Source organism: Azospirillum sp. CT11-132 (genome assembly GCF_047302835.1).
Classification (GTDB): Bacteria; Pseudomonadota; Alphaproteobacteria; order Azospirillales; family Azospirillaceae; genus Azospirillum.
In genome coordinates, this window is sequence record NZ_JBGLZA010000003.1 from 2,077,859 (window position 1) to 2,103,966 (window position 26,108).

27 protein-coding genes are annotated in these 26,108 nt (G+C 68.4%); 18 read left to right on the plus strand and 9 right to left on the minus strand.

Annotated features, from left to right (window positions below; genetic code table 11):
• Positions 1-41 precede the first annotated feature (41 nt).
• Positions 42-674: a Hint domain-containing protein gene (locus tag ACCD06_RS15695; protein ID WP_413341707.1), complete on the minus strand. Its 633-nt coding sequence runs from the start codon at positions 672-674 to the stop codon at positions 42-44.
• A 119-nt stretch (positions 675-793) separates the two neighbouring features.
• Positions 794-991, minus strand: a complete 198-nt coding sequence (locus ACCD06_RS15700) for a hypothetical protein (RefSeq protein WP_413341709.1) — start codon at positions 989-991, stop codon at positions 794-796.
• Positions 992-1,133: 142 nt separating this feature from the next.
• On the opposite strand from ACCD06_RS15700, the gene ACCD06_RS15705 reads away from it, so the two are divergent.
• From ACCD06_RS15705 to ACCD06_RS15720, 4 genes are all read left to right on the plus strand, one after another.
• A complete protein-coding gene (locus ACCD06_RS15705) occupies positions 1,134-1,403 on the plus strand; it encodes a ribbon-helix-helix domain-containing protein (protein WP_085090410.1) in 270 nt (89 codons plus the stop codon).
• A gap of 155 nt (positions 1,404-1,558) precedes the next feature.
• Entirely contained in the window at positions 1,559-2,203 is a 645-nt protein-coding gene (gene trhA, locus ACCD06_RS15710) for a PAQR family membrane homeostasis protein TrhA (protein WP_169055022.1), read from the plus strand.
• A gap of 97 nt (positions 2,204-2,300) precedes the next feature.
• Entirely contained in the window at positions 2,301-3,815 is a 1,515-nt protein-coding gene (locus tag ACCD06_RS15715; RefSeq protein ID WP_413341712.1) for a lysozyme inhibitor LprI family protein, read from the plus strand.
• A 142-nt stretch (positions 3,816-3,957) separates the two neighbouring features.
• Positions 3,958-4,416: a MarR family transcriptional regulator gene (locus ACCD06_RS15720; RefSeq protein WP_109075192.1), complete on the plus strand. Its 459-nt coding sequence runs from the start codon at positions 3,958-3,960 to the stop codon at positions 4,414-4,416.
• 162 nt (positions 4,417-4,578) lie between these two features.
• Here ACCD06_RS15720 and ACCD06_RS15725 read toward each other — a convergent pair whose 3' ends face one another.
• Complete coding sequence (locus tag ACCD06_RS15725; RefSeq protein ID WP_109051890.1) at positions 4,579-5,568, minus strand: 2-hydroxyacid dehydrogenase; 990 nt, start codon at positions 5,566-5,568, stop codon at positions 4,579-4,581.
• Positions 5,569-5,814: 246 nt separating this feature from the next.
• Between ACCD06_RS15725 and ACCD06_RS15730 the strand changes: the two genes are divergently transcribed.
• The 4 genes from ACCD06_RS15730 to ACCD06_RS15745 all read left to right on the plus strand — a co-directional run bounded on the left by ACCD06_RS15730 (position 5,815) and on the right by ACCD06_RS15745 (position 10,377).
• Positions 5,815-6,360, plus strand: a complete 546-nt coding sequence (locus ACCD06_RS15730; protein WP_247871551.1) for an SH3 domain-containing protein — start codon at positions 5,815-5,817, stop codon at positions 6,358-6,360.
• 192 nt (positions 6,361-6,552) lie between these two features.
• Entirely contained in the window at positions 6,553-7,860 is a 1,308-nt protein-coding gene (locus ACCD06_RS15735) for a protease (RefSeq protein WP_413341715.1), read from the plus strand.
• Positions 7,861-7,895: 35 nt separating this feature from the next.
• Positions 7,896-9,080 carry an MFS transporter gene (locus ACCD06_RS15740; protein ID WP_413341717.1) on the plus strand — a complete coding sequence of 395 codons (1,185 nt, stop codon included), beginning with the start codon at positions 7,896-7,898 and terminating at the stop codon, positions 9,078-9,080.
• Between the two features lie 61 nt (positions 9,081-9,141).
• Positions 9,142-10,377, plus strand: coding sequence for an argininosuccinate synthase (locus tag ACCD06_RS15745; RefSeq protein ID WP_109075188.1), 1,236 nt, complete (start codon positions 9,142-9,144; stop codon positions 10,375-10,377).
• 65 nt (positions 10,378-10,442) lie between these two features.
• On the opposite strand, the gene ACCD06_RS15750 is transcribed toward ACCD06_RS15745, so the two are convergent.
• Positions 10,443-12,482, minus strand: coding sequence for an elongation factor G (locus tag ACCD06_RS15750; RefSeq protein WP_413341719.1), 2,040 nt, complete (start codon positions 12,480-12,482; stop codon positions 10,443-10,445).
• Positions 12,483-13,119: 637 nt separating this feature from the next.
• Between ACCD06_RS15750 and ACCD06_RS15755 the strand changes: the two genes are divergently transcribed.
• From ACCD06_RS15755 to ACCD06_RS15765, 3 genes are all read left to right on the plus strand, one after another.
• Positions 13,120-13,602 (plus strand): cache domain-containing protein, encoded by a 483-nt coding sequence (locus ACCD06_RS15755; protein WP_413341721.1) that lies wholly within the window; start codon positions 13,120-13,122, stop codon positions 13,600-13,602.
• Between the two features lie 50 nt (positions 13,603-13,652).
• Positions 13,653-15,365: a methyl-accepting chemotaxis protein gene (locus ACCD06_RS15760; RefSeq protein ID WP_413341723.1), complete on the plus strand. Its 1,713-nt coding sequence runs from the start codon at positions 13,653-13,655 to the stop codon at positions 15,363-15,365.
• A gap of 180 nt (positions 15,366-15,545) precedes the next feature.
• The gene (locus tag ACCD06_RS15765; protein WP_413341725.1) at positions 15,546-16,013 is read left to right on the plus strand and encodes a Dps family protein; all 468 of its coding nucleotides are present in this window, start codon (positions 15,546-15,548) and stop codon (positions 16,011-16,013) included.
• 96 nt (positions 16,014-16,109) lie between these two features.
• On the opposite strand, the gene ACCD06_RS15770 is transcribed toward ACCD06_RS15765, so the two are convergent.
• Positions 16,110-17,789 carry a sensor histidine kinase gene (locus ACCD06_RS15770; protein ID WP_413341727.1) on the minus strand — a complete coding sequence of 560 codons (1,680 nt, stop codon included), beginning with the start codon at positions 17,787-17,789 and terminating at the stop codon, positions 16,110-16,112.
• Positions 17,790-17,972: 183 nt separating this feature from the next.
• Here ACCD06_RS15770 and ACCD06_RS15775 point away from each other — a divergent pair, with 183 nt between their 5' ends.
• Entirely contained in the window at positions 17,973-18,104 is a 132-nt protein-coding gene (locus ACCD06_RS15775) for a hypothetical protein (RefSeq protein ID WP_413341729.1), read from the plus strand.
• Between the two features lie 12 nt (positions 18,105-18,116).
• Here ACCD06_RS15775 and ACCD06_RS15780 read toward each other — a convergent pair whose 3' ends face one another.
• The gene (locus tag ACCD06_RS15780; protein ID WP_109074616.1) at positions 18,117-18,335 is read right to left on the minus strand and encodes a hypothetical protein; all 219 of its coding nucleotides are present in this window, start codon (positions 18,333-18,335) and stop codon (positions 18,117-18,119) included.
• A 137-nt stretch (positions 18,336-18,472) separates the two neighbouring features.
• Positions 18,473-18,736: a hypothetical protein gene (locus tag ACCD06_RS15785; RefSeq protein WP_109074617.1), complete on the minus strand. Its 264-nt coding sequence runs from the start codon at positions 18,734-18,736 to the stop codon at positions 18,473-18,475.
• 458 nt (positions 18,737-19,194) lie between these two features.
• On the opposite strand from ACCD06_RS15785, the gene ACCD06_RS15790 reads away from it, so the two are divergent.
• Positions 19,195-19,446 carry a hypothetical protein gene (locus ACCD06_RS15790; RefSeq protein ID WP_109074618.1) on the plus strand — a complete coding sequence of 84 codons (252 nt, stop codon included), beginning with the start codon at positions 19,195-19,197 and terminating at the stop codon, positions 19,444-19,446.
• A 56-nt stretch (positions 19,447-19,502) separates the two neighbouring features.
• On the opposite strand, the gene ACCD06_RS15795 is transcribed toward ACCD06_RS15790, so the two are convergent.
• On the minus strand, positions 19,503-20,273 hold the full coding sequence (locus ACCD06_RS15795) for a hypothetical protein (protein ID WP_109155102.1): 771 nt from the start codon (positions 20,271-20,273) through the stop codon (positions 19,503-19,505).
• A gap of 26 nt (positions 20,274-20,299) precedes the next feature.
• Positions 20,300-21,442: a Do family serine endopeptidase gene (locus ACCD06_RS15800; protein WP_413341732.1), complete on the minus strand. Its 1,143-nt coding sequence runs from the start codon at positions 21,440-21,442 to the stop codon at positions 20,300-20,302.
• Between the two features lie 235 nt (positions 21,443-21,677).
• Here ACCD06_RS15800 and ACCD06_RS15805 point away from each other — a divergent pair, with 235 nt between their 5' ends.
• From ACCD06_RS15805 to ACCD06_RS15825, 5 genes are all read left to right on the plus strand, one after another.
• Positions 21,678-22,628 (plus strand): hypothetical protein, encoded by a 951-nt coding sequence (locus tag ACCD06_RS15805; RefSeq protein ID WP_413341734.1) that lies wholly within the window; start codon positions 21,678-21,680, stop codon positions 22,626-22,628.
• A 6-nt stretch (positions 22,629-22,634) separates the two neighbouring features.
• On the plus strand, positions 22,635-23,909 hold the full coding sequence (locus ACCD06_RS15810) for a pentapeptide repeat-containing protein (RefSeq protein ID WP_413341736.1): 1,275 nt from the start codon (positions 22,635-22,637) through the stop codon (positions 23,907-23,909).
• Positions 23,910-24,176: 267 nt separating this feature from the next.
• Positions 24,177-24,458, plus strand: a complete 282-nt coding sequence (gene ihfB / locus ACCD06_RS15815) for an integration host factor subunit beta (protein WP_085090428.1) — start codon at positions 24,177-24,179, stop codon at positions 24,456-24,458.
• A 49-nt stretch (positions 24,459-24,507) separates the two neighbouring features.
• Positions 24,508-24,909: a lipopolysaccharide assembly protein LapA domain-containing protein gene (locus ACCD06_RS15820; RefSeq protein ID WP_109155106.1), complete on the plus strand. Its 402-nt coding sequence runs from the start codon at positions 24,508-24,510 to the stop codon at positions 24,907-24,909.
• A gap of 84 nt (positions 24,910-24,993) precedes the next feature.
• Positions 24,994-25,953, plus strand: a complete 960-nt coding sequence (locus ACCD06_RS15825; RefSeq protein WP_413341738.1) for an ornithine cyclodeaminase family protein — start codon at positions 24,994-24,996, stop codon at positions 25,951-25,953.
• Positions 25,954-26,108: the final 155 nt, after the last annotated feature.

Genomic DNA, 26,108 nt, shown 5'->3' on the forward strand with positions numbered 1-26,108 from the left:
CCCATGGGACGGCCCCCTGTTCACGGTCGACAGCCTGCCCCTCAAGCCATCTCGGCCAGCTCGATCTGCTCGGCGCGGTCGTTCACCTTGGTGCGGATCCGCTCCAGCGCAGCCAGCGGAATGTCGATCTTCACGCAGGGTTCCTGAACGCGCGGATCGTCTCCCGGATACAGCGCCTCATACTCGGCGGCATTGTCGTAGGCTTGGCGGTTGTCCGCTTCGAGATAGGTCTCGACCGGCAGCCCCTCGGCATACATGCCGTCATGGCTGTCGAGTTCGATGTGGAAATATTCGATCTCCTCCATCGCATCGACCTGCCGGATCGACGAGCCGTTGATCAGCAGGCGGGCCGATACACCATACTCGCCGATCAGCAGCGCATGGCTGGGGGAGATGTAGAGGTCGCGGGCGGGCAGGTCCCGGGCGATGGCGCCGCGGGCGATCCGGACCGGCAGGTGAACCTTGCGCAGATGCTCGGTGTCTAAGGACGACCCCGCCAGCAGGCGGCGGCCGATCCAGCGGATCGAACGGAACTCGCCGGTCACAGACGACTGGATCAGATCGCCGATCTTCAGGCTGTCGACAGGCACGTCGCCAAACATGGAACGGACGTAGGTGCCGCGGAGAATGCAGGTCGGAGTGGGAAGGGGAGTCATTGTATTGAAAAGCCCCATGTCATTTCGATGAGTCCTCCACCGGCCGTGCCAAGCTTCACGATGCCCGGCACGGCGGTGGCGTACTCCGAAAAGGTTACTCCGTTAAGCAATCCGCGGGGCGGCGAAGTTGTGCGGATTTATGACTGCCGGTGACCAATTGTCGCAGATGCGCCGGCGGACGACTGCGGCATTTCGTCCGATTCCTGCTCTTCCAGCGCCGCCCGAGCAAGGGCGAGGATATTGTCGAGCCGGATCACCAGCTCGTTCTCGCACAGGGCTGAACGTGCTGATGCGGCTTCGTTTATGATCGCCCGCAAGGCGTCGCTTTGTGTCATGTCGACCTCCGATCCCGTGGTACCCGCTTGTCCGTTTGATAGAACTCCACCCGACAGGTCCCCACTCCCTGTGAAAAACTTCACAGCACGCATCCCGCCGTTTCACATACCCATTTATGCATCGGCAACGGAGGGCTCCCCCATGCACATGCGCAATATCAGGGTGAACGGCAAGCGGACCAGCATGAAGCTGATGCCGGTCGAGTGGGAGTCGCTCGAGGAAATCTGCGCCCGCGAGAACATGACGATGAGCGAACTGGTGTCGAAGATCGATGCCGAACGCCAGGACTGCGACAATCTCACCGGCTGTGTCCGCGTCTATGCGCTGTGCTATTTCCGCAAGGCCGCCAGCCTGTCGGAGCCGATGCCCCGCCACCGCGCGCCCGCAGCCGTGGCCTTCGCGGCGGAATAACCGGCCCATCCCGCATAAGCAGTTTGCCGAAGCACCGGCCGCCGGGGTCCGACCATCGGACAGGACCCGTGGCGCTGCCGCGGCCGGCACACCATGTTCGACGCAGGCCCCGTTCCGGCGGCCATCCTCCTTGCGTCGACCGAGATGGTGTGCCGATGCCGGATGCCGATCAGTTTCCCGTCTACAGCGCCGCCGAGCGGCGGGCGGATGCGGCCGTTCATGCCATCGGGGTAACGGCGGGCGTCGCCGGCTTCGTCTGGCTGCTGAATGCCGGCGTGTTCTCCGGGGCGGTTCCGGTCCACACGGCGCTGGCGCTGGTCATCTACGGATTGGGGTTGGTGGGGATGCTGACGGCGTCCGCCGCCTACAACCTCGCCCCGCCCGGCCTGGGCAAGGCGCTGCTGCGGCGGATCGACCATGCCATGATCTTCGTGATGATCGCCGGCACCTACACGCCCTTCACGCTGGGGCTGGGCCAGGGGATCGGGCTGGGCGGCGCCGTGTGGGGCGGGGCCGCCGTCGGCGCGACGCTGAAGCTGCGCTTTCCGGGCCGCTTCAACCGGCTGGGGCTGGCGCTCTATCTCGGGCTCGGCTGGGCGGTCGTCACCGCGCTGGAACCCTTGGGCACGGCATTGTCGACCCCCGCCCTGTGGCTGCTGATCGCCGGCGGGCTGGTCTACACCATCGGCGTCGTCTTTCACCTGATGGAGCGGATGCCCTACAACAACGCGGTCTGGCACCTGCTGGTGCTGGCCGCCGCCAGCTGCCACTTCGCCGCGATCACAGTGGCGTTTCTCTGATTGGCGTTCCTCTGAAATGCCGGGGCCGCAGAGGACAAGCGGCCGCCGATTCCGTATCTTCCGCGGATCACGATCCAAGGGAGACATGATGGCCAACATGGGACCATCCTTCCGCCTGTCGCCGGCCAGCGCGGCACTGGCCTTAGTGACCGCGGTTCTCATGACCGGCACGGTCGGCACCGCGCGGGCCGAGCCGTCCTTCGATTGCAAGGCGGCCGCCACGCCGGTTGAAAAGGCGATCTGCGCCGATTCCAAACTGGCCGATGCCGACCGCGAGATCGCCGACGCCTACAAAACCTTGCAGGATCTGTCGGGCACCGCCGATCGCGAGCGGCTGCGCACGGAGCAGCGGGCATGGCTGGCCCAGCGCAACCAGTGTGCGGCGGCGCCCTCCCCCGGCACCTGCCTTGGCCCGGTGCTGGACGCCCGGCGCACGGCCCTGTCCGAGTCGGTGCCCAAGGCGGTCGCCGCGGTGACCACCATCATCGACGGCATCGCCGCCGACCCGGCCGGTGCCGCCAAGCGGCTGGCCGAGATCCGCGGCGGGCTGGGCAAGGGATGGAGCGCCTATCTGCTGCGCTTCGGCCCCTCCCCCGACCGCGCCAAGGCGGAAACGCTGCTGCGCGACGCCATCGCGGGCATCGACGATTCCTATGCCCGTGAAACCGCGTCGGGCGTCGATCTCGCCACCGACGACGGCTTCCTCACCGCACTCCGCGTCGTCAGCGACGATGTGGAGATGGCCTGGCCCTGCTCGGTGATGGAAAAGCGGGGGGCGGCGGCCTGGAAGGCGATGGAGCCGCTATACGGCAGCAACCGCGACAATTTCGGCGCCTATCCTGCCTGCCCCGACGACAACGCCCTGCTCGCCTCTCCGGATTGGAAGGCGGTGGACGAACTGTTCGCGCCGATGCTGGAGGCGGCCTCCAACCGCACCGGCACCATCCGCTTCGCGGCCTACCGCCAGATGGGCATCGACCGCATGAAGTCGGCGGTCGATCCGCGTCTGTTCGTTGCCGATGCACCGGAACTGGCAACGCTGGTGAAGGACACCGCCGGCTGGTCCAACCCGCGCTGGATCGCGCCCGGCTGGGGCGATCGCCTGCGCAAGGCGGTGGACGCGGCGGTCACGGCCTGGACGCCGCAGATCGCCGCCCGCTACGGCATGACCAAGCCGGAGGCCCGCCGGGTGGCCGAGGCGGTGGCCGCGCAGGGGCTGAGCGGCAGCGTCGGCCTGATCACCGACAATCTGGAACTCCAGAAGGACACCCGCCTCCCCGACTGGCTACGCGGCAGCTGGAGCTGGAACGGCGGCGGGTCCGAGGACACGCCCTTCACCGGTCCCGCCGGAAAGGCGCGCATCGACGAGACCTCCATCTGCGTCGGGAGCGAGTGCGGCGGCTATGACGTCGCCGGCCAGGGGGAGGACGCGCCTTTCGACGCCAAGGAGGTGCCGAAGGACGTCAAGCCCGCCCCGAACGCCGCCCGCCAAGCGGTCAGCCTTGCTCCGGTGTCGGCCGGCTCCAGCCTGACCATCGTCCCGCTCGCCGGCGGCAATCTGCTGGTCACCGGTACGGCTAAACCGGTGGTGCTGAAGCGCGAGGGGAAATAGACCGACTCCGGCGCCGGCCCTTCTCTCCCTGGGGAACGCGAAAGTCTCGAACGCGAAAGTCTTGCCTGCATCGTTCGGGTAGGCGACACTTCGCGGCGCGTGCTGCGGTTGCGGAACCGGGCGCGGCTTTCCGGGGGGAGGCATGGCACGGAACCTCAAGGCGCTCGGGTTGTGGCGCACCGCGCTGGTCGCCAGCGTCCGCAAGGACGCGCCGGACCTGTCGGCGCGGCAGCTGGCGATCCTTCTCCAGGTCTATCTGACCGACCCGCCGCACACGGTGCGCGGTCTGGCATCCCTGCTGAACATTTCCAAGCCGGCGGTGACCCGCGCGCTCGACCGCCTATCGGTGCTGGGCTTCGTCAAGCGCAAGCGCGATGCGGAGGACAAGCGCAACGTGCTGGTCCAGCGCACCGTGAAGGGCAGCGTCTATCTGTCCGATTTCGCCGAGCTGGTGATCGCCGCCGGCGCCGTCGCGCCGGAGGACATGGCCCGCATCCAGGCCGACGAGGAACTGGCCGCCGCCGCCAAGGCAAGGCTGGAGGCGGCATTGCAGGATGTACCGACGCGGGAGGCCGCCGCACTGGAAGCCTCCGCATCCTGAGCGGTCCAGGTCAGCCCACGACAACTGGCACGTCTTCGCTGAAGCCGTCGTCCCCGCGAAGGCGGGGATCCAGGCACTCCATCAAGGAAACCAAAGGGCAAGCTGAATTCCCGCCTTCGCGGGAATGACGACCGATAAGGCGCCGATTGGCCCTGTTCTTCCTTACAGCAGCGCTTCCAGCACGCGGTCGGGCGGGGCGTGGCCGTCGGTGAAGGTCTTGATGTTGATCACCACCTTCTCGCCCATGTCGATGCGGCCCTCGATGGTGGCGGAGCCCATGTGCGGCAGCAGGACGACATTGTCCAGCCGCAGGAGCTTCGGGTTGACCGCCGGCTCATGCTCGAACACGTCCAGGCCGGCACCGGCGATCTCGCCCTTCGACAGCATGCGGGTCAGCGCCACCTCGTCGATCACCTCGCCGCGCGAGGTGTTGACGATGTAGCAGTGCGGGCGCAGCAGCTTCAGCCGGCGTTCCGACAGCAGGTGATAGGTGGCCGGCGTGTGCGGGCAGTTGATCGACACGATGTCCATCCGCGCCAGCATCTGGTCCAGGCTGGACCAGTAGGTCGCCTCCAGCTCCTGCTCCAGCTCCGGATGGACGCGGCGGCGGTTGTGGTAATGGATCGACATGCCGAAGGCGCGCGCCCGCTTGGCCAGCGCCGAGCCGATGCGGCCCATGCCCAGGATGCCCAGCCGCTTGCCGCTGATGCGGTGGCCCAGCATGGTGGTCGGCCCCCAGCCGGTCCATTGGCCGGAGCGGACCAGACGCTCGCCCTCCGCCACGCGGCGCGCGGTGGCCAGCAGCAGCGCCATGGTCATGTCGGCGGTGTCCTCGGTCAGGACGCCGGGGGTGTTGGTCACGACGATGCCGCGCTCGCGCGCCGCCTTCAGGTCGATGTGGTCGACGCCGGTGCCGAAGGAGGCGATCAGCCGCAGCTGCGGCCCGGCGGCTTCGATCAGCGCGCGGTCGATGCGGTCGGTGACGGTGGGCACCAGCACCTCGGCAATGTTCATCGCATCCTGCATCTGGGCCGGGGTGAGCGGCACGTCGTCCGGATTGAGCCGGGTGTCGAACAGCTCCATCATCCGCGTCTCGATGACGTCCGGCAGCTTGCGGGTGACGACAACGAGCGGCTTCTTCTTGTCGGTCATCGGTGCTGGTCCTCCCTTGCCCCGGCCCGCCCGCATCGAGGTCCCGGCACGGGCTGCTCCGGTCCATGGTTGCCATACCAAGCGGTCGTGGGACTGTCCAGAAGTCCGTCGCGAAAGACCGGCCTGCGAGAGGGAGATTGCAGCCTTGGATTGGGGTGGCGGACCGGGGGTGGCGGCGCTTGCCCAATCGAACGGGTGGTCTCTATAGTGCGGCCCGGTTTTTCCCTCGTCAGCTCCGGTGCCGCCATGCCTGTCCGCCGCTCCGTCCTCGCCTCCCTGGCCCTGATTCTGGGGGTGGGCATGGGGCTTGCCGCGGGCGGCGCAGTTACCGGCGCGGGCGCGGCGTTCGCCGCGGAAAGCAAGGATCCGACCCATGCGTCGGGCCTGCCGATCCCCCGCTTCGTCACCGTGCGCGTCGGCGAGGTGAACCTGCGCTCCGGCCCCAACGGCAGCTATCCCATCGAATGGGTCTTCAAGCGCAAGGACATGCCGGTCGAGATCATCCAGGAATTCGACACCTGGCGCCGCATCCGCGACTGGGAGGGGGCGGAAGGCTGGGTTCACCAGAGCGCGCTGTCCGGCCGCCGCGGCATCCTGATCGTCGGCCAGACCCGCGCGATCTTTGAGTCGCCGCGCGGCGACAGCGCTGTGGTGGCGCGGGCCGAGCCCGGCGTCGTCGGGTCGCTGAAGAAGTGCCGCGACGAGTGGTGCGAGGTCGAGGTGAAGGGCTATCGCGGCTGGATGAAGCGTACCGATTTCTGGGGCACCTATCCCGGCGAGAAGATCGAGTAGCGGGCCGCATCGTTCGGTAATCATCGCGTCGGCAGACCGGTATCCGGCACCGATACCAGCGTTGACAGCAACCGGTTACAGGATCACCAGTCGAGAGATGCACAGATCCGTGCTTCTCGCGATTCCGGCGATGCGATGCTGAAGCTTGCGTTTCTGCTGATAGGCCCTCGGGCCTTTCGGTCCCACTGGTATGTGATCGCCGTGCTCGGCCTGCTGTCGATGGGGTTGGGGCTGGCGTTGGCACTGAATGCTTCCGTCGGACTGACTCAGGTGATCTACAGCTTCCTGGGACTGGTCTTCACGGCGGCCGGCGCCGTAAGCCTGCTGATGGCCCTCTCCGCGTCCTTGGGGGCAAACCGGCGCTTCGCTCTGGCGCGGTCGGTGCTGGCGATCCTTGCCGGCGGATTGCTGCTGGCCTCGCCGCTGTTGAACGGCTGGGCGCTGGCCTTGCCTCTCGCCATCGTCCTGGCGCTCGACGGGGCGAACCGGGCGGCGGCCGCAGCAGTGTTCCGCGTGCGGAACTGGCGGCTCCTGATCCTCTGCGGGCTGGCGGAACTGGCGCTGGCGGCGATGATGATGACGGAATGGCCGCTGCCCTCCGACCGCAACACGCCTCTGTGCATCGGACTGTTCATCGGCCTGTCGGGCTGGCTTCTGCTGCGGCTGGGGATGATGCTGCGCAATCTGGAGGACGAGGCGGCAATCCTCAACCTGCCGATCTTTTCCGGCCGGGGCTGGTACGACAATGCCCCCGTTCTGGTGGGCGACAGTCCGGAACCGGCCGGCCGTCACGACCGGCCGCTGGTGGTGCGGGTGTGGACCCCGGTCGCCTCCGCCACCGCGCCGCTGGACAGGCGGCTGGTGATCGACCGCTACATCGCCGCCATCGACCGCAACGGGGTGGTGTCAACCGGCCACTCCGCATTGGAATTGGCGCCCGACCTGTATATCAGCCACTATCCGGCCAACGAGATCGACCAGTCCGGCGTCAGCTTCGTGACCGCGTTGCGCAGCGGCACCGAAAACGACGTGCCCGGCCGCTTCCTGCCATCCTACGAGGAAGAGATCGCCGACTGGTGCCCCGCCGATTCGACCGTGGAGCTGTGGACCTACGATCGCTGGCGTCTGCGGGCATTCTGGGCCGGATACCGGCAGGACAGCACCTACAACCTCTCCAACCGGAACTGTTCGGTCGTCGTCGCCGCCGCATTGGACGCGACGCTGGAAGGTGCCTTGGCCAGCCGCTTCCCCTGGGTGCGTCTGCTGCGCCTGCTGATGGATCCCGATATCTGGGTCGCCTCCCTGATCCGCAGCCGTGCCGATGCGATGAGTTGGACGCCGGGCTTCGTGCTGGACTATGCGGCGGCGCTGGCCCGCGTCGTCGACCGCCCCGACCGGTCCTGGCACCGCCGGCTCGGCGGCTTTCTCGGACAGCTGCGCGGCACCGCCCGTCCGCCGGAAGGCGGCATGGAGGGCCGGCCGGATACGCAGCCGTCATGACCGATACCCATCACCTTATTGAAAAAGGAGCAGGCATGACATCGGAGCCGACAGCGGATGACGGCGGCCTGCTGTCGCGCGCCGCGGTGATCGCCACGGCGATGATGTTCGGGCTGACCTACAGCCTCAGCGCCGCCCTGATCGCGCTGGATCTGTCGCGGCAGAACCTGAGCGACCTGACCATCGGCGCCAACGCGGCGATGCATGCGCTGGGCGTGCTGGCGATGGCGGTGCTGCTGCCGCGGATCGTGGCGCGGCTGGGCATCCGCCGGCTGGTGATCCTGGCGCTGGCGGGGGCGGCGGTGCTGCTGGCCCTGTTCCCCGCCACCCCCTTCTGGATCTGGTTTCCCCTGCGTATCCTGCTGGGCGCCGCGTCGGAAACCCTGTTCGTCCTGTCGGAAACCTGGACCAACAGCCTGAGCAACGAGGCCACCCGCGCCCGCGCCATGGCGGTCTACACTGCGGCGCTGTCCTCCGGCTTCGCGCTGGGGCCGCTGATGCTGTCGCTGCTGGGCTCCGGCGGGGCTCTGCCCTATCTGGCCGGCGCCGGTGTCGCCGCCGCCGCGGCGCTGCTGGTCGCCTCCCCCCGCATCCGCGCACCGGAGTTCGAGCGGCCATCGCGCGAGGGGCCGTTGCACTTCATCCGGCTGGCCCCGGTCGCCATCGGCGCCATCGTGCTGAACGCCGCCATCGAGACCGCCGGCCTGTCCTTCCTGGCGATCTACGCCACCAAGCTCGGCTGGTCGGAGACCGGAGCGACCAGCCTGATGTCCTGCATGATGATCGGCGCCATCCTGCTGCAGCTTCCCATCGGCTGGCTGGGCGACAAGATGGACCGGCTGACGCTGGTGATCGGGCTGGCGGTCTGCGCCGCGCTGGGGGCGCTGGTCTGGCCGGTCGCGCTGATGAGCGAGGTCGCGACCTACGCGCTGCTGTTCGTCTGGGGCGGCGCCTTCGTCGGCGTCTACACCATCATGCTGGCCATCGTCGGCAGCCGGTTCCAGGGATCGGAACTGGTGGGGATCTATGCCGCCATGGGGCTGATGTGGGGCGTCGGCGCGCTGGCCGGGCCGGTGCTGGCCGGGGCGGCGATGGAGCTGACCCGGCACGGGCTGGCCTACTTCGCCGCCGGCGCCTGTCTGGCCTTCGCCGCGTCGGCGCTGCGCCATCGGACGGTGGAAGGCCGCCCGGATGGCACCCAACCGGGCACGGGGGCTTGAAGGCGGGCGGGAAAGGCCGTACGGTCGCCACCTTACCTTTCTCTACTGCAAGAGCAGTCCAATGAGCGGCGCGTCCGGCAAACAGATCAAGAAAGTGGTGCTCGCCTATTCGGGCGGCCTCGACACCTCGGTCATCCTGAAGTGGCTGCAGGAAACCTATTCCTGCGAGGTGGTGACCTTCACCGCCGACCTCGGCCAGGGCGAGGAGTTGGAGCCCGCCCGCAAGAAGGCCGAGCTTCTGGGCATCAAGCCGGAAAACATCTTCATCGACGACCTGCGCGAGGAATTCGTGCGGGACTTCGTCTTCCCGATGTTCCGCGCCAACACGCTCTATGAGGGCACCTACCTGCTCGGCACCTCGATCGCCCGGCCGCTGATCGCCAAGCGCCAGATCGAGATCGCCAATATGGTCGGCGCCGACGCCGTCGCCCACGGCGCCACCGGCAAGGGCAACGACCAGGTCCGCTTCGAGCTGGGCTATTACGCCCTGCGCCCGGACATCACGGTCATCGCGCCGTGGCGCGAATGGACCCTGAACAGCCGCACCACGCTGCTGGACTACGCCGAGAAGAACCAGATTCCGATCGCGAAGGACAAGCGCGGCGAGGCGCCCTACTCCACCGACGCCAACCTCCTGCACATCTCGTACGAGGGCAAGGCGCTGGAGGACCCGTGGGTCGAGCCGGACGAGGACATGTACACCCGCTCCGTCGCCCCGGAAAAGGCGCCGGACACCCCGACCTACATCGAGGTCGAGTTCAAGAACGGTGACGCGGTCGCCATCGACGGCAAGGCGCTGTCCCCGGCGGCCCTGCTGACCGAGCTGAACCGGCTGGGCGGCGAGAACGGCATCGGCCGCCTCGATCTGGTCGAGAACCGCTATGTCGGCATGAAGTCGCGCGGCGTCTACGAGACCCCGGGCGGCAGCATCCTGCTGGTGGCGCATCGCGCGATGGAGAGCATTACCCTCGACCGCGGTGCCGGGCACCTGAAGGACGAGCTGATGCCGCGCTACGCCGAGCTGATCTATTGCGGCTATTGGTGGAGCCCGGAGCGTCTGGCCATCCAGGCGCTGATCGACCAGACCCAGTCGCTGGTCAACGGCACCGTCCGTCTGAAGCTGTTCAAGGGCAACGTCACGGTCGTCGGCCGCAAGTCGCCGAACTCGCTGTACCGCATGGACTATGTGACCTTCGAGCAGGACAGCGTCTACAACCAGAAGGACGCGGAAGGCTTCATCAAGCTGAACGCGCTCCGCCTGCGTCTGGGCGCGATGGCCAAGCAGAAGATCGGCTGATCCAATCAGCTGATCCAGGGACCGGCTCCACCGCCCGCCAACCGGGCGGTGGAGCGTTCCTCTGTTTACTGTACCGCCAGCATGTCGCGGCGGATTTCGACGGCACGGTCGGCCGCCTTTCCGACCACCTCCTGAAGCCGTTCGAACTCGGCGCTGTAGCTGCCGACGCCGAAGGTCAGCGACCGCAACTCCACGATCAAATCCTGCATGTCGGCCTGCGGCATGCATGCCTTCACCTCGTCCCAGCCGGGCCAGCCCGGCCGCGCGTCGAAACCCAGAAGCTGGCCGCGCCGGCCGCTGACCAAACGCTGCACCTTGGGCGTGAAGGCGCTGGGCACCGCAATGGTGACGGTCAGGATCGGTTCCAGCAGCACCGGCTCGCAGGTCGGGAGCGAGTCGGCCATCGCCTGCCGCGCCACCGTCTTGAACGCCATGTCGGAGCTGTCGACGGCGTGGAACTGGCCGCCGGTCAGCGTCACCGCGAAATCCACCACCGGGAAACCCAGCGGCCCGCGCACCGCCGCCTCGCGCACGCCGGCCTCCACCGCCGGGATATACTGGCGCGGCACGGCGCCGCCGACCACCGCATCCTCGAACTGGATGCCCGACCCGCGCGGCAGCGGCCGGACCTCGACATGGATGTCGGCGAACTGGCCGTGGCCGCCGGTCTGGCGCTTGAAGCGGGCGTGGTGGCTGGTGCCCTTGCGGATCGTTTCCTTGTAGGGGACCTGCGGCGGCTGGCCTTTCACCGCCACATTGAAGCGGCTGCGCAGCCGGTCCATCGCCAGCTTCAGATGGACGTCGCCCTGCCCCCACAGCACCAGTTCGCCGGTCTCGGCCGACTGGTCGAGCGTCAGGGACGGGTCCTCCTCCTGCAGCTTCTGCAGGGCGGCGGACAGCTTCACCTCGTCGTTGCGGTTCTCGGCGCGCAGCGCCAGACCATGCACCGGCGGGGCGGCGGCCGGCCAGTCGGCGGGCGGGCCGAGGTTGGTCTTCTCGGTCAGCCGGTCGCCGGTCGCCGCCTTCTCCAACCGGCCGAGCGCCACCAGATCGCCGGCGACCGCCTGCGGCACCTTGGTCTGGTCGCGGCCGAACAGTTGGAAGATGCCGGACACCCGCTCGCCACCCAGGGTCATGCCGTCGGTGACGGTGCCGCGCCAGACGCGGGCGAGGCTGAGCTTCCCGGCATGGGAGCCCATCATCGTCTTCACCACCTGCGCCGCCACCGCCGTATTGGCGGGAATGTCGATGCGGGCCGCGGTGGTGTCGACCTCCGGTCCCTCGTGCCGCAGGGCCTTCAGCAGGCGGCGGATGCCGTTGTCGTTCTCCGCCGATCCGAAGAAGACGGGGACGATCAGGTCGTCGGCCAGTTCGTGCGCCAGAGTTTCGTACAGCTCGGCACTGTCGGGGGCCATGTCCTCCAGCAGCTTTTCCAGCAGGCCGTCGTCGAAATCGGCGGCCGATTCCAGCATCGCCTGCCGCGCCTCCGCCTCCCAGTCGCGGGCGCTGTCGGGCAGGGCCACCAGATCGGACGGCTTGTGCGGGTTGAAACGCCAGGCGCGCTCGCTGACCAGATCGACCAGCCCGGTGATCTGACCGTTCTCGCGCAGCGGCACCTCGCGCAACACCAGCTTGCGGGCCGAGACCTCCTGATAGGCGGCGACGACGTCGCGCACGCGCAGGTCGCCCAGCGAGTCGATCTTGTTGATGAACAGCAGATGCGGGATGCGGTGGTCGTCCAGCATCTTGAACAGCGGGGCCAGCAGCACCGCCTTCTCCGGCGCGGCCTCCGCCACCACGACGGCGATGTCGGCGGCCATCAGCGCCGCCTGCGCCTCCCCCGTCAGCTCCACCGAGCCGGGGCAGTCCAGGATTGACCAGCGTTCTCCCAGGTAATCGAAGGAGGCGACGTTCAGCTCGGTGCTCATCGACCGGGCCTTCGCCTCCGGCGAGTTGTCGCCCACGGCATTGCCGTCGCGCACGCTGCCCTTGCGGGTGACGGCCCCGGCGGCGAACAGCAGGCTTTCCAGCAGCGTCGTCTTGCCGGCGAGATAGGGGCCGACCAGCGCCGCGCAGCGCGCCGTCCGGATTTGCGTATGCGGCATTCACACCTCCCGTCGAAGCTTCGGGCTGTCGTGACCGGGGACGGAGCCTGGGCCGGAGATGGGCCGCCGGCGCCGGCCGCCGGGGCGGCCCGTTCGCGTGTGGCTCTTCAGACAAGTCCGTTTGAAACTGGCACTTCCAGAAAACTGGCACTTCCAGAAGACAGGCACGTCCGGATCGGGGGGCGGCGGACGCGTGGCGGAAACGCGCATCGGGTCCGGGGCCGGCGGAGCGCCCGCATCGGACCTCCGATGCTCCACCCGAACGGCGCGGCTGTCGATGGAAAAAAGGGGCGGCAAACCGTCACGCGCGAAGCGGCCGCCCGGCCAATGCGTCGATTGGCCGCATCGAACGGCGCCCGGCCTATTTGCCCGCCTCCGACATTGCCAGCCCACCGTTTAAGGCGTTCAAACTGAACGGAATACCGCCTGCAGCTGCGTCATGCGATGAATCATTCGTAATATTGCTATGTTGCAATGCAATATGAGCGCGTCGAAATGTGGCGGACAAATGCATGAAACCTTCTGCTAGTAGCCTCCGGTGATAATGGCCGCGCGATCAAGGCGATGACGGCCGGATAACAATCGATGGGGCGCCCGGCGTCCGCCGTCCGCCCCCCACTCCCTGGGGAAAGAGCACATGCGCCTGTGGTTTCGTTTGCTGGCGGTCGCCCTGATTGCCGTCGGGACTGCCGTTACGGTCCCTCTGTCCACCCCCGCCGTCGCCCAGGATGCCAAGCCGACGCAGGAGGACGCCAAGTCGATCACCCTGAAGGCGGCGGAACTGATCGCCGCCCAGGGCCTGGACGAGGCCGCCAAAACCTTCAACGCCGAAGGCCCGTTCAAGCACGGCGAGATCTACGTCAACGTCATCGACTTCGCCGGCATCTGGAAGGTCTATCCGCCGCGCCCGGCCGGCGTCGGCCAGAGCGTCATCAACGTCAAGGACCCGGACGGCCGCTTCATCGTCCAGGACGTGCTGGCCGTCGCCAAGGAGAAGGACGAGGGCTGGGTCGAGTATCGCTGGCTGAACCCGGCCAGCAACAAGATCGAACCGAAGATCACCTACGTGAAGCGCGTGCCCGGCCAGGAACTGGTCGCCTATGTCGGCATCTACAAGTGAATGCTGCCGCATAGGGCGGTGATCGACCGGTAGAGCTGTTGGGGGTGAGCATGAACGGCGGTGTCTTTGCGCGTCTGTCGGGCCTGTCGGTGGCGGGCCGGGTCTTTGCGGCTCCCCTGATGGGGATCGTCCTGACGGTGGCGGCGCTGGTGCTGGCCGACCGCCAGTCGGAGCAGGCGCTGGGTGCCGTGGACGGCATCCACCGCGAGGCGGCGGAGCGGCTGGGCCGGGTCGACCGGCTGGTCGCCATCGCCTATGTCATCCACAGCGACGTGTCGCGGCATCTGGCATTGTCCGGCTCCGGCATCGAAGAGGCGAAGCTGCAGGCCATGCGCGACGCCATCGCCGCCAACCTGGGCAAGGCGCGCACCGGCATCGCGGAACTGCGCGCCTTGCCGCTGGCCGAGGCGGAGCGGGCGATGCTGGACGAGGTGTCGGCGCGGATCGGCGCCTATGCCAAGGCGGTCGACGAGATGAACCAGATGGCGGCCATCGACCGCCTGATCGGCATCCCGATGATGGCCCACACCGACGACCAGTTCGCTGCCCTGACCGCCAAGGTGATGGAGACGCAGGAGGCCATCGGCCGCTCCACCGCAGCCGCCACCCAGGCCACCCGCGATGCCGCGGCCTCCGCCCGCCGCAATTTCGCGCTGGTGATGGCCGGGCTGCTGGCGGCGATGATGGCGGCCGGTCTGCTGCTGGCGCGGTCCATCACCCGGCCGCTGCAGCGACTGTCCAGCAACACGGCCGATCTGGCCGCCGGAAAGCTCGACACCGCGGTCGAGGGCGGCTGGATGCGCAACGAGATCGGCGCCATGGCCCGTGCGCTGGAGGTGTTCCAGACCAACGCGCGTGAGGTGGAGCGGCTGACCGCCGACCAGCAGCGCCAGAAGGCGGAGGCCGAGGCGGAAAAGCACCGCGCCATCCGGGAGTTGGCCGATCTGTTCGAGGCCCGCGTGGCGGAGGTCGTGCAGCAGGTGGGGGCCGGCGCCCATCAGGTGCGCAGCAACGCCGCCGGCATGCTGGAACGCGCCAACAGCGCCAACCGGCAGGCCGCCACCGTCGCCGCCGCCAGCGCCCAGGCGGGGAGCAGCGTCCAGACGGCTGCCGCCGCGACGGAGGAGATGTCGGCCTCCATCGCCGAGATCGGCGGTCAGGTCCGCCGCTCCTTCGACATGGTGCGCGGCGCCGTGCGGGCGGTGGAGGAGACCAACGCCCATGTCGTCGGCCTGTCCGACGCCGCCAACCGCATCGGCGAGATCGTCGGCCTCATCAACTCCATCGCCGCCCAGACCAACCTGCTGGCGCTGAACGCGACCATCGAGGCGGCGCGGGCGGGCGAGGCGGGCAAGGGCTTCGCCGTGGTGGCGAGCGAGGTGAAGAGCCTCGCCACCCAGACCGCCAAGGCGACCGAGGAGATTGGCACCCAGATCACCTCCATGCAGCAGGTGACCGGGGCCGCCGTCGCCGCCATCAAGGGGGTGGGCGAGACGGTGGTCGGCATCGACGAGATCGTCGGCTCCATCGCCGGCGCCATGGAACAGCAGGCCGCCGCGACGGAGGAGATCACCCGCAACGTGCAGGAGGCCGCCGCCGGCACCGCCGAGGTCTCGCAGACCATCGCGACGGTGTCGACCAGCGCCGGGGAGACCGGCACCGCCGCCGGCGAGGTCCTGCGCGCCGCCGAACTGCTGGACGGTCAGGCATCGACGCTGAACCGCGAGGTGACGCACTTCATCGGCCGGCTGCGTGCGGGTTGAGGGGGAACTGGCCGGAGTCGCATCACCCATCCTCGACGATGGGGCGCGAAGTTTGGTCGCATCAGACTTGAAACGATCCGCCTGCGCCCAAGCTGTTGTCCCGGGACCGCGGGGCGGCGGCCGCCGACGGCTGCGCCAATGCCGGGGTATAATGCAGGACCCAACAAGAAGGATCGAAGAATGAAGATCGACATCGGGATCTCGGACGCAGACCGCAAATCCATCGCCGAAGGGCTGAACAAGGTTCTGGCCGACACCTTCGCGCTCTACATCAAGACCCATTCGTTCCACTGGAACGTCACCGGGCCGATGTTCAACACGCTCCACACCATGTTCATGACCCAGTACACGGAGCTGTGGACCGCGCTGGACGAGATCGCGGAGCGCATCCGCGCCCTGGGCTATCCGGCGCCGGGCAGCTTCTCGCAGTTCGCGCAGCTGGCCTCGATCAAGGAAGAGGCGGGCGTTCCCAAGGCGAATGACATGATCCGCCAGCTGGTCGAAGGCCACGAGGCCACCGCCCGCACCATCCGCAGCGTCTTCCCGCTGGCCGAACAGGGCAGCGACGAGCCGACCGCCGACCTGCTGACCCAGCGCCTGCAAATCCACGACAAGACCGCCTGGATGCTGCGCAGCATGCTGGAGTAGTCGCGGGCACCGTCGCACGGTGGTTCACGACTGAGGTTCAGGGCCTCCCCGTCCGGCAGGATGGGGAGGCCCTTTCCATTTCAGGCGGGTGTTTCCTCAGGCCGCCGTCTTGGCGCGCTGGCGGGCCGGCTGCTCGGGAATGGTCAGGGTGAAGATGGTGCCGCCGTCACGCTCGATCTTCAGCGTGGCGCCGGCCTGGTGAGACAGCGCATGCACCAGATTCAGGCCGAGGCCGCTGCTGGAACCGCCGCGGCCGGGACGCTTGTGCTGGCTCGGCATGCCGGCGGGCAGCCCGACGCCGTCGTCGCGCACGATCAGCCGCATGCCGGCCTCATCACGCTCCAGCATCACACGGACGGTGCCGGGATGCCCGTGCGGAAAAGCGTGCAGCAGCGCGTTCGACACCAGCTCGCTGGTGGCGATGGCCAGCGGCGTGGCGCGGTCGGCGTCGACGATCCAGTCCTGCGCCTCCAACTCCAGCCGGGCGGCGGTCGGATTGTCGGAGCGGACCAGCCCGTCGCACATCTGGCGCAGCGCGTCGGCGAAGTTGATGTGCGCCGGCTCGTCGGAGCGGTGGAGCAGCTCGTGCAGCAGGCTCATGGTCTGGATGCGGCGCAGGCTCTCGTCGAAGCCGCGGCGGGCCTGCTCGTCGATACGGGCCGCCTGCAGGCGCAGCAGGCTGCAGATGACCTGCAGGTTGTTCTTCACCCGATGCTGAACCTCCTTCAGCAGGACCTCCTTGTCGGTCACCGCCGCCTCCAGCTGGGCGTTGGCGCGCTCCAGCTGGGCAGTGCGCTGGTGGACATGCTCCTCCAGCGTGTCGTAGGCGTGCTGCAGGGCGTCCTCGGCTTCGCGCTCGCGCCGGGCGCGCTGGATGGCGAGGGCGCCGATCACCGCGACCGTGGCGCAAGCCGCAGCGGCGAAGGCGGCGTAGATCCACAGCCGCTCGCTCCAGCGGCGCAGAACACTGCCGGTGGCGATGGTCACCGTGGCCGACAGGCCGGTGTCGCCCACCGGGCGGGTGATGACGATGTCGTCGGCATGGCTGGCGGTGTCGTCTCCCGCATTGCCGCCTATGATGCCGCCGCCCTCCGGCTCGCGCAGCAGCGGAGTGCCGTCAGGCTGCAGGATGGCGATGCTGTGGCCATAGCCGACGTCGAGCGAGCGGTAGACGTCGCGGAAGGCCCGCGCGTCCAGTCCGGCAACCGCCCAGCCCCGCGGCGCGCCGCCTGCCGCACCCGGCAGGGGGCGCGCCAGGGTGATGACCGACCGTCCGCCCGACCCCCCGCCCATCTGCCCGCCCATCCGCCCGATACCGATGGCCATGCCGTCCGGCTTCAATGCCGGCCGGGCGCCGCCCGGCGCCGCCTCGGGCAGGCTCGACAGCCGCAGCGCACCCGACGGGTCGCGGATCTCCAGCCCGACCACATGGGGGGCGCTGGCCGCCAGCAGGGCCATGCGGTCGCGCGTCGCCGCATCGTCGGGCAGCGGCGTCCCGGCCGGACCGGCCAGCGTCGCCGTCTGGGTCAGCAGCAGGTCCCCCGACTCGATCAGCCGGGCGGCATGCTCCGCCGCCAGCAGTCCGATGTTGCCGGCGACGCCGGTCGCCTGCCGGACCGCCTCGTCGCGGTCACGCCAGGCGAAGACCGCCGACAGCCCGATGGTCAGCAGAACCGCGGCGGTGCAGGCAATCAGGACCAGCGCCGAACCGGGCAGCCGGTAGAGCGGGGAGGAATGGGAACGCAGCGCGCGCAACGGCATCGTTTCGGAAACCATGTGGGGATACGGCCACTTCTTGCTTAGCCGGAAACGGTAACACCGCCCGGCGGGTGACGGTTCCGCCGAACGCTACCCGTGTTGAAGCGGCAGCGGCCACCACCTATTGTGGGGTGCCGACAAAGTCATCCCGCATTGGTAGGGCTGGGGCGGAGCTTGAAGCGGCAAGGAGGGGTAGGTTTTATGCGGATCGACGGGAGGGCCTATCACACCATCCGGCCGGACGGAGGGGGCATCGCCGCCCTCTACGCCTTCGACGTCACGCCGGCCCGACGGGTGACCGGACGGCCGGAGCCAATTCCGAAGCAGGGTTGAAGGGAAGAACGGTCAGGGACGGCGGTCGGCCAACAGCCGCCGCCACAACGGCCGGCCCAGCAAGCGCGGCCTGTCTTCCGCATTCTTGGCGTCAAGCCACTGGTCGGCCAATTCACGGACCTGCCAGTCACCGAGATAACGCTCGCAATCGATGGCGGTGTAGAGTCGAACCCGCTCTTTTCCCAGCCTTTCGAAATAGGCAAGCGTTCTTTGGCGGTCGATGTCTTCCATAGGCCCCAATGAAGCGGAGATTGCGGAACGTCCAGTTCTGACGGCCGACGATCCATCGGATATTGGAAGAAGCCTGTCACCTGCGCAACTGTCCGTTCGTCGCTTTCCCATCCCCCGGAAGGAGAGTGGACTGTCTCCTATCGATGGTCGGCATTGAGTCGGCCGGTGTGGATGATGTCGCCGGACAGCGGGATGCCGGCTTCCGCCGCCGCGCGTTCCAACGAAGCGCGATCGGGCCAAGAGAGCCGCCCGCCGACTTCCGCCAAGGCGCCCTGCCGCCGGATCACCCACAAACCGGTGAACGCCATTTCGATGATACGCCCCATTTGTGCATCGGGCGGCGTTGCGGATGGCAGGCGAGCTGGTCCGCCCCTGTTCAAGTCCCTGTCGCTGATCGTCATCTCTGGTCTTCCCTGTGCCGGCCTTTTGCTGCGGAGTGTCCATGCACCCACGCCTACAGCCGATCTCTGTGTCCCAAATGCTCATGTTTCGGAGCCGAAAGGACGTACTAGACAATCCACAATGATTTTTCATCGTGAAATTTGCGTCTCTTTGTAATGACTGGCACACAATTGATGCAGTCCTGCTAAACGATTAGATAACCATAAAAAATAAATGGAATTAAGGCTCGCATACTTTGGCGGCCCCGGACACCTGAACTTCATCGCCATCTTCCGTGACTTTGGAACGCCAAAGGAAGGGGAATGCTCCGGCCGGATAGTGCGGATACCTCGAAATGGTCACAGCACCGGACGGCGGCGCGCACCAAACATAAGCTTGACCGTCCAGCCTTGCCCGACGATGCGGCATCGGCGGCGGTTCCTCATGTTGCCGTGCCTATGCTTGAAGGATGAGACCGATGAAGACCACCACGCGGACATTCACCACCGGGGCGACGGCGCTGCTGATCGGCGCGACCCTGCTCGGCGGCTGTTCGAACCTGAATCATCGCGAGAACCGCGCGCTGACCGGCGGCGCCATCGGTGCGGCGGGCGGTGCGGCCATCGGCGCCGTGACCGGCGGCAGCGCGATCTATGGCGGCCTGCTGGGCGGTGCCGCCGGCGCCGCGGTCGGCGCATTGACGGCGGATGAGGGCAAGCACCGCCGTTAAAAAGGGGCCGTTAGGGAAAATGGGGGCAGGACCGTCGATCCGGCCCCCTTCCCTTCCTATTCCTCCTCGTCGTCCTCGAACTGGTCGAGGCTCAGCGAACGGACTTCGGTGCTGGGGTTCGGCGCCGGTGGAGCGGGCGGCGGCATGTTGGCCGGCCGTGCCGCAGCCGGTCGGGCGACGGCGCGGCCGGGCGGCATATGGGCATTGGGCCCCTTCAACGGACTGTTCAGCGTGCCGCGCGGGCCGATGCTGGGTTCGTCGCCGAAATCGGGCAGCGGCGGAATACGATCCATCACGCGGCGGATCAGGGCGGCGATGCGGTCGGCCTCGGCGCGCAGCGCCTGTCCCCGCTCCCCCTCATAGAGCGGATCGTCGAGGAACTTGCGGATCTCCAGCACGCCGCGCAGTTCCACTCCGCACATCTCGTGGGTGCCGATGGGCAGCGCCTTCACCCGCGCGAAGCTGGCGAAGAAGCCGGCGCTGCCCTCCACGAACTGGACCACCATGCGGGCGTGCAGACGCTCCAGCGCGGTGGTCATGGGATCGATCAGATCCTCCATCTCCTCCGGTGCCGCGTCCAGCCGCTCCTGCGTCAGGGCGGCCAGCGCGAAGAAGTCGCGCACCCGCCGGCTGAAGCGGCGATAGCGGGCAAGCCCACCGACCGACACCCGCTCGCGCGCCGTCTGCGCCAGTTCCGCCGACTGCTTCAGCATGGCGTCGAGCCGCATCAGCAGCGTCGCGATCTCGCGCTGCCTCTGGGCCGCGCTGCGGCCGGGCGTGGGCGCCGGCGGGGCTGCCGGGCGGCGGGGTGGGTTGGAACGCATCATGCCGGTACGGGGTGGCTCCTTAATGGTCAGCGGGCGGTGCGGACGGTGACGGACTTTTGCCCGCCCTCGCGCATCACCGTCAACTGCACCGGCGTGCCGACGCGCAGAAGACCGATGCGGTTGCGGAAATCGGTGGCGCTGCGCACCGGCCGGCCGTCGACCGCGATCACCACGTCGCCGCTGCGCAAGCCGCCGCTGTCGGCCGGCGAGCCGCGTTCGATCTTGGCGATCAGCGCGCCTTCGTCGCCCTTCAGGCTCATGCTTTCCGCAAGGTCGGGCGTCAGGTCCTGGATGGCCACGCCCAACCGGCCGCGCCGCACCTCGCCATACTCGCGCAGCTGTTCCATCACCGACCGCACGATGCTGACCGGCACGGCGAAGCCGATGCCGACCGAGCCGCCGGCCGGGCCGATGATGGCGGTGTTGATGCCGATCAGCTCGCCCTGAAAATTGACCAGCGCGCCGCCGGAATTGCCGGGGTTGATCGAGGCGTCGGTCTGGATGAAATCCTCGTACCCCTCGATCTTCAGCCCGCTGCGGCCGAGCGCCGAGACGATGCCGGAGGTCACCGTCTGCCCCAGCCCGAACGGGTTGCCGATGGCGACGACGAAGTCGCCGACCTGTGAGCGGTCCGAGTCGCCGAGCGGCAGCGCGGTCAGCCCCTCCGCCTTGATCTGCAGCAGGGCGATGTCGGTGGCGGCGTCGCGGCCGATCAGCTTGGCGCGCAGGCGGCGGCGGTCCTTCAGGGTGACGGCGATCTCCTGCGCGTTCTCCACCACATGGTTGTTGGTGACGACATAGCCGTTGCGGGCGTCGACGATCACGCCCGACCCGGCGCTGACCTGCGGACGGGACTGCGGCATTTGGTCCGGCAGGTTGAAGAAGCGGCGGAAGAAGGGGTCGCGCAGCAGCGGGTTTTCCGCCTGGGGCGCCTGGCTCAGCACCGAGATGTTCACGACGGCCGGCGTCACCTGCTCCAGCATCGGGGCGATGGTGCCGCCGCCGACCGCGCCCAGAGGCAGTGCCGCCGCCGCGGGCGAGGCGCCGAGGCCGATGGCGGAACCGAGCCGGCCCAGCGCCGAGTCGGCCGGGGCGACCAGCGCGCCGCCGGTCACCGCCGCCAGTCCGACCGCCGCAGCAAACACCACCGGACGCACCGCCCTCTTCATGGCCTTAATCCTTTCTTGCTGGGAATTTCTTGTCGAGATCGTCGCTGGATCGGGCTGATTTGGGGCAAAAAGGAAGGCGGTTCAAGGTTATCCACCCTCTGTCCGCCCCGTTGCGGCGATGATAGCGCGGCGACGGCGGAAACTCCCGGTAAAGAAATTGGGTGGTATAGGACAGGGTCGGCGCAGCCCCCGGACATGCCGGGGAGGCGCGGCTGTCGAAAACGGGTTGAGCGCTATGAGCGGCGGGTCACTGCTCGAACTGACCGAGCAAGAGTATCTGCAGATGGAAGAGGCCCTGTCGCAGACGGCGCGGGGGCGGGCCTTCCTGCGCATGCGCGACCGGCGCAGCCGTGTCGTCGCCTCCGACGAGTTCCACCGGCTGGTCGACAGGCTGGAAGGTCAGGTCGACCGGCTGAGCGGCACCTCGTCCAGCGCCTTCACGTCCTTCGTCCCCGGCGAGGACCCGCGCATCCAGCAGGAGCTGACCGCCATCACCCAGGTGGTGCGCGAGGCGCGCAGTGACATCGCGGCCCTGAAGGCGACCGACACCGGGTCCAACCGCATCGAGGCGGCGACCGGCGAGTTGGACGAGATCGTCGCCGCCACCGAACGCGCCACCACCGACATCCTGAACGCGACGGAGAAGATCCAGGAAATCACCATGTCGATCCCGCGCGACGACGCCGATCTGGCCGAACGGATCGACGCGATCGAGGCGTGGTGCATCGAGATCATGACCGCCTGCTCCTTCCAGGACATCACCGGCCAGCGCACCACCAAGGTCGTCAACACGTTGCGCTACATAGAAGAGCGCGTGAACACGATGATCGAAATCTGGGGCGTCGAGCGGCTGGCCGTCGCCCCCGAGCAGCACCATGGCGAGGTGGCCTCGCACCGCAAGCTGGGCGACACCCGCCCCGACGCCCATCTGCTGAACGGTCCGCAGCTGGGCGGGCCGGAGGTCAGCCAGGACGCCATCGACGCGCTGTTCGACAGCGTGCCGGAGGTGGCGGAACGGGCGGAACCGCTGCCCGCCGACGTGGCGCCCTCCCCTCCTCCTCCGCCTCCCCCTCCGCCCCCCGTCGCGAAGCCGGCCCCGCCGCCCCCTCCGCCGCCCGCCGCCCCGGCCGGCGGCGACGGTGGCGGCGGGATCTCCCAGGCCGACATCGACGCCCTGTTCGCGTGACCGGCCATGGCGCAAGACGGCAAATCCCGCATCCGCCTGACCCAGGACCAGCTCGACCGCGTGTGCGAGCGCCATGTCCGATTCGCCGAGGGACGCCCGAACGGCGCCCGCGCCAACCTGCCCTTCTTCGACCTGTCCGGCCTGTCGCTGGCCGGCCGCAACCTGACTGGCGCCCATCTGGCCGGCGCCATCCTGCGTGACGCCGACCTGCGCGGCGCGGTGCTGGACCATGCCGACCTTTATGGCGCCGACCTGCGCGGGGCCGACCTGTCGGAAGCGCGGCTGTTCCGCACCGACATGCGCGGCGCCAACGTGCGCGGCGCCCGGCTGGACGGCGCCACCATGGTGGAGGTCGACCTGCGCGACGGCAGCATGGTCAACCGCAACAGCGCCGGCGAACTGAAGGTGGTGGGCTTCGACCCCGGTCCGGCCGACATGGCGTCGGCCCGGCTGACCAACGCCGACATGGCGCGGGCCAAGCTGTCGGGCAGCTTCGCGCGGGCGGCCGATTTCACCAACACCCGGCTGGCCGGTGCTCGGCTCGACCGCACCGACCTGCGCGACGCCAACTTCTCCGGCGCCGACCTGCGCGGCGCCGACCTCAACGGTTCCGACCTGCGCGGCGCCATCCTCGACGGGGCCAGCCTGGATCAGGACGGGCTGGAACAGGCGATCCGCACCGACGAGCAGGCCGTTGCTGCCCGGCAGACACCGCCCCCGGCTCCGGCACCCGAGCCCGAACCCGAGGAGACGACGGCCGACGAGTTGCCGGCCCTGCCGGTCGATCAGCTGGACAGCATGCTGCGCCAGCACATGATCTGGCTGGGCACCAGCGGCAAGCAGGGCTGCCAGCTCGACCTGACCGGGCTGAACCTGGAGGGGGCCGACCTGACGGGCAAGATCCTGACGCTGGCCAAGGGCAGCGGCGCCCGGCTGCGCCATGCCCGGCTGAACGGCGCCCAACTTCAGGCCGCCCAGTTCGACGGCGCCGATCTGCGCTCCGCCGATCTCAGCCGCGCCGACCTGCGCGGGGTGAAGCTGGACCGCGCCATCCTGATCGACAGCCGGCTGGACGGCGCCAATCTCGGCATGCTGCTGGTCAGCGCCGGGGCCAAGGTGATGCGTGCGTCGCTGGTGCGGGCGCGGCTTGCCGGTGCCTCGCTGATGCAGACCAACCTGAAGGGCAGCGACCTGACCCTGGCCGACCTGACCGGCTGCGACCGCTCGTCGGCGGTGCTGGAGGGTGCGATCTTGGAGGGGACGCGGCTGGGAGGCGCCTGAGCCCGCACCGGGTTTTCTTTCGCGAAGCCGTTGATTGCTTTCAAATTTCCGTCACGATCCATGCCGGAGATTGCCGCGCGACCCTTTGGCCGGTTTGGGGAAATCAGGCGGCAATCCACTTCCACCGTCCGGAAAAACGATTGTGTCGTAACGGCTTAGCACGGCGGGTGGGGCTTGACGCCTCATGCGGCCGGTGGCACGCTGCTGTCCAAGCGCGGCGCGGCCCGACCATAAGCGCCCGCATCGAATGGGGGAACGTCAACGATCATGACCAAGTCGGAACTGATCCAACGGCTGGCGGAGCGGAACCCGCACCTGTACCAGCGCGACATCGAGAAGATCGTCGGCACCATCTTCGACGAGATCACCGAAGCGCTGGCACGCGGCGACCGGGTGGAACTGCGCGGCTTCGGCGCCTTCTCCATCAAGAAACGGGACGCGCGCACGGGTCGCAACCCCCGGACCGGAGAATCGGTTGACGTCGGCGAGAAATGCATTCCTTTCTTCAAGACCGGCAAGCAGCTTCGCGAGCGTCTGAACACGGAGTGAGCGCCGGCCCGGCCATTCTCCCTGCCGTATCTCTCAAGGAACCTTCGCCTTGCGCCATATTTCCTGGATCGTCACCATTCCCGTGGCCCTCGTCGCGATCCTGTTCGCGATCTCCAACCGCGGGATCGTGACGCTGTCGCTGTGGCCGCTACCCTTCACGCTCGCCACTCCGGTCTATCTGGCCACGCTGGTGGCGCTGGTGCTGGGCTTCCTGGCCGGCGGCTTCGTCGTCTGGAACAGCCAGCGCCGCCATCGCCGCCGCGCCCGCCGCGAGGGCAACCGCGTCCTGTATCTGGAGCGTGAACTGAAGGAGGCGCAGGCCCGCGCCGCCGCCGCCGAAAAGCGTCTGGCCGAGAGCACCCGCCCGGTTTCCGGACCGGTCTCCGGCACTCTGCCCGGCTCCGCCCTGCCGGTCCCGGCCGCCGAGAACAACGCGCCGACCGTCCACTGAGCGTCGCCAGTCGCAGGGCTCCTCCTCCCCGCGCTTGTACAGTCCGGGGGTGGGACAGGATGCCGGTCGGCGGAAGGGGGTTCCATGCGCACCGTCAGCGGCGCCGAGCTTCGATCCGTTCTGCACCACCGCATGCTGATCGAGCGCCTGCGGCAGACCTTCCGCGCCGGCGTGGAGTCCCCGCCGGCCCATCGGCACCGCGTCGAGACCTACGGCACCGGTGACGCCGCACTGCTGATCGCCCCCGCCTGGGAGGTCAATCAGGCGATCGGGGTGCGGATCGACAGCGTCTTTCCCGACAATGCCGGCAGCGACCTGCCGCAGACCCAGGGCGTCTATCTGCTGGTCGACGGCAAGACCGGCATGCCGCAGGTGCTGATGGACTCCTCCGCCACGCTCGGCCGGCGCAGCGGCGCGGCATCCTCGGCGCTCGCCGCCTCCTATCTGGCGCGGCCGGATGCGGAGCGGATGCTGGTGGTCGGCACCGGCCCGCTCGCCCTGGAACTGGTGGAGGCTTACACCGCTGTGCGGCCGATCCGCCATGTGCTGGTCTGGGGACGGGATCCGCAGAAAGCGCGCAAGCTCGCCGCCCGCTTCCATCGGCCGAAATTCCGCATCGAGGCGACCGCCGACCTAGAAGGGGCCGTGCGCGGCGCCGACATCGTCGCCTGCGCCACCACGGCGCGCGAGCCGCTGATCCGCGGCGACTGGCTGCAGCCCGGCCAGCATCTGGACTTGCTGGGCGGCGTGACGCCGGACATGCGCGAGGCCGACGACGACTGCATCCGCCGCGCCCGCGTCTTCGTCGACAGCCGTGACCGCACGCCGGCCGCGGCCGGCGACATCGCCCAGCCGGTGTCTTCCGGCACGCTGAACCCCGACGATATCGCCGGCGACCTGTTCGAACTGAGCTGCGGCGAACGGGCCGGCCGGCGCTTCTACGACCAGATCACCCTGTTCAAGGCGGTCGGCACCGCCCTGGCCGACCTGTGCGCCGCCCGTCTGGCGACCGAGATGGTGCTGCACAACGACTCGATCCGCTGAGCTGGGACCTGATCCGCCGAACCAGCCCGATCAGACCCGCCCCGAACGGTTTCATACCAGGCGGACTCACACACGGCATAAGGGAGTATGCCGCGTTTCTTCCCGACATTTTACTTGCGTCCCTGCGATTTTCTCCAGAGGATCATCGCTGCCTC